Below are 3,731 nucleotides of genomic sequence, written 5' to 3' on the forward strand. Positions count from 1 at the left end.
CGAATCTAAATTCGTTCGACTTGCATGGCTTAATCGAATCCCAATAGCAGTAACATCTGCCAGGATCAAACAGAATTGAATCACATAACAGACATAATAAGTATAAAGTATTATGAAGTACGCTAAATATAGACGAGTATTACACTAAACTAGTTTGTAACTAATTCACCACATACTACAAAACCAACATCATACTTGAGAAAATTCAAGTACTCACAAATGTATAGCTACATGCGGAATGCAACCATCATAGTAAAAATTGCTCCATGCAATAATACTTAGGTCATCGCCATAAAACACATAGCACATTTAATAGACAGACAAATTTTATTAACAAATTCAATTAAAAAATATTGCAAAAAATAATCAAATATGATATAAATAAAAAATAATATTTTTAATCAAAAAATAATATTAAAAATTGATTATTTAAATTAAAATAAAGTTTTAAGAGATATTTCTAGAAATAATTTTTAAATTCTTAAAAAATAAAAAGAAAAAATAATATTAAACAAAATAATAAAATAAAAAAGAATAATGAAGTTCCATACATGAAAAAGTCTTACCCAGAATAACTAGTATATAAATGTATCCATAATCTTTATAAATGATTAAAATTTTTTACGAATGACTGAAATAATTCTTGTTAAACTTCTATGCATTTTAATCCCATATTGTTCCACAATGACAAATCCTACATCATCGACCATCGGTTTTAGGTCAACATAATGAGGAGAGGCCATGCAGAGATAAGCGTCATCCTTCATGTTATCATAGATAGCATGGAAAAATTCCTTGAAAATTTCTTCACCGTCAACATCTCCTGTGGAAGTTGAAATTCCATAAGGCGGATCGGTAACCACACTAGCTACCTTTTCATACATCTTAAGTTCACGCACATCCAAATGAAAAGTCCTGTAATCTTCGATGCCGTAATAATCCAAATTGATGGCTGTTCCATTTTGCATTTTCCAGTAAATGTCTGAGCCGACGACTTTACATCCTATCAATCCGGCCTCAATCAATATTCCTCCGGTTCCGCAAAAAGGATCAAGCAGCAATTCGCCTTCTTTAATTCTGGACAGGTTGACCATGCACCTTGCAAGCTTTGGATTCATGGATCCAGGATAGAAAAATGGTCTTTTATGTGGTTTGCTTTCTTCAAAATGTTTTTTGTTTAACTTTATCCTTTCGATGCCCACATATAAATCGTCACCATAAGCAACCACCCGGACCAATGTGTTGGGCTTTGATAGATTAACTTTAATGCCGTCGGAATTTTCAAGAATCAATGTTCCCAACTTTCTTTCATATCCTACAGTATCAACTTCGGAACGAATCCTTTTTACACGTACGGCAAAGTTCTCATCAATGAAATCTGACCAGTCAACATCTGAAACATCCTTGTCCAAATTCTCAACATCAGTTTTTAAGATATGCTCATGAATCTCATGAGTATAACCCAGTCTTCTGGTTAAAATTTGATAATAATCCATGAAATTATCCTGTGAAATATCTTTTAAAACCACCAGTCCCTCGGTTACACTATCTATTTTAGCATCAATATCTTCACATTCCATAACTGCCTTCAGTTCAGCCAACGGCAATTCCGGATGTTCCTGTGATTGTATACATAATAATTCCATTGAAATTCACCTAAATCGAAATGTCTTTGTTACTTTTTTAAAAAGAAATGTATGAATAGCTATTTTTTAAATTTGTCAAAATGTCTTTGAATGGCTTTTTCAGATGATGCATCTACATCTTCAGGTTCATTTTGACGATGTTCCTCGACCACTTCATTATAATAACTTTGAGGTTCATTATTTTGATAATAATCTTCTCCACCATAAGAATGCTCATCGCGTATTCTGTCATATTGATTATTGTTTTGGCGAGGATTTTGAGACCCTCTGAATCCAGTGTCATAAGGTTCATATTCATAGGTGTGGCGAGGATGTTGGCTTGAAACATTATCCAAATTTTCAGGATAATAATCGTATTCCCTTCTCTGATATGAATTTCTCTCATGGGTTATCGGAGTTATAGGCTCATACTCATCGTAATAATCATTTCTGCCCACATAATCATCATGGCTTAAATAATCGTCATTTCTTGAATAAGAATCATTCCTTCCGACATAATCATCACGACTTGAATAATGATCATTTCTGGAATAAGGGTCGTTTCTGCCGACATAATCATCATTTCTAGAATAAGGATCATTTCTGGAATAGCGTTCACCATCATCCACATATCCCCTTTCAGAGTAATGAGGCATCTGCTGTGGATGGGCTTGGAAATTCCTTGACCCGACCATTCTTGAGAATATGGCTTCCTCAACTTCGGAAGGATTGGAAACACTTTTAAGCTCCATCTGATTGTTATCATAAGCGCTGAAAACTGAAATTGATCCCACATTGATTATCTTTCCGATAATGCTTTGGGAAGTGTTAATATCCTGAATTGTTGCATAAGGCATATAATTTTTTTTAGTGGAAATTACGCCGGATTTGATAACAATTTTAGTGTCGGTTAATGTGTATTCGGTTGAATACCATCCGACCAACTGCCAGATTATATAAATAACATTAATAAGAATGATTACAAAAAAGGCAATGGCTGTATAACTTGTCAGGGAAAGATTGATTCTGGAAATCATATAAACCTGCATGTGCCCTATAAATTTGATTGCCATAGGTGATACGGTTAAGATGACTATCAGTATAACAATACCCAGAATAGCCTTTTTGCATCCCAAAATCATATTGGGTCGAGTTTGATAAAGGACCCTTTCATTTGCCCTTGAATCATTTTTATCAAATAACATAATATACTATTAGAATTTATTTTAAATAAAGTTTTAGAAAAAAAGTTATAAAAAATAAGCCTCAGCTCGCCCATCATTCATCACGTATCAGAGCTCATAGGGTTCATCATTGGCTTATTGTAAATTAAATTTATCCGAACATCATTCCTGCTTCTGATTTAAATATTTCGTCTTCTTTATTTTTATCCATAACTTTATCTACAGCTTTCATAAAGTCATCGACAGTGATCTTATCACGTTTAGCACGAATTGCAAACATACCTGCTTCGGTACATACTGCCTTTAAATCAGCACCGGAAAAGCCATCTGTCAAATCAGCCAACAAGTCAACGTCAGCCTCTTCATCAAATGACATGTTTTTAGTGTGAATCTTAAGTATTTCACGTCTGCCTTCTTCATTTGGAAGTGGAACTTCAATGAATCTGTCGAAACGACCCGGACGTAAAAGTGCAGGGTCTAAAATATCAGGCCTGTTGGTGGCTCCGATAATTCCAATATCTCCTCTTGATTCAAATCCGTCAAGTTCTGCTAAAAGTTGCATCAATGTTCTTTGAACTTCCCTATCTCCACTGGTGGAACTTTTAAGTCTTTTTGCCGCAACAGCATCCAATTCGTCTATGAATATGATTGCAGGAGCTTTCTCTTTTGCAAGCTCGAAAACTTCACGGACAAGTCTTGCCCCTTCACCAATGTATTTTTTGACAAACTCGGAAGCTACAATTTTGATGAATGTAGCGTTGGTTTCATTAGCTACAGCTTTAGCAAGCAGAGTTTTTCCGGTTCCAGGAGGTCCGTATAACAGTATTCCTTTAGGAGGTTCTATACCTACCCTTTCAAACAATTCAGGTTCGGTCAATGGCAACTCAACAGTTTCTTTCACTTCTACGATTTGCTCTTCGAG

General features: G+C 34.7%; 3 protein-coding genes. All 3 read right to left on the reverse strand.

Translation table 11 applies throughout. The features are described 5' to 3' along the window. Nucleotides 1–611: 611 nt before the first annotated feature. The gene (locus QZ138_RS11255) at nt 612–1,646 is read right to left on the reverse strand and encodes a TIGR01177 family methyltransferase (protein WP_292889106.1); all 1,035 of its coding nucleotides are present in this window, start codon (nt 1,644–1,646) and stop codon (nt 612–614) included. Between the two features lie 59 nt (nt 1,647–1,705). After that, entirely contained in the window at nt 1,706–2,830 is a 1,125-nt protein-coding gene (locus QZ138_RS11260) for a PH domain-containing protein (RefSeq protein WP_292889107.1), read from the reverse strand. Between the two features lie 130 nt (nt 2,831–2,960). Beyond that, the coding region (locus tag QZ138_RS11265; RefSeq protein WP_292889108.1) for an AAA family ATPase at nt 2,961–3,731 on the reverse strand (771 nt) is incomplete at its 5' end.

Source organism: Methanobrevibacter sp. UBA212 (assembly GCF_905233225.1).
Classification (GTDB): domain Archaea; phylum Methanobacteriota; class Methanobacteria; order Methanobacteriales; family Methanobacteriaceae; genus Methanocatella.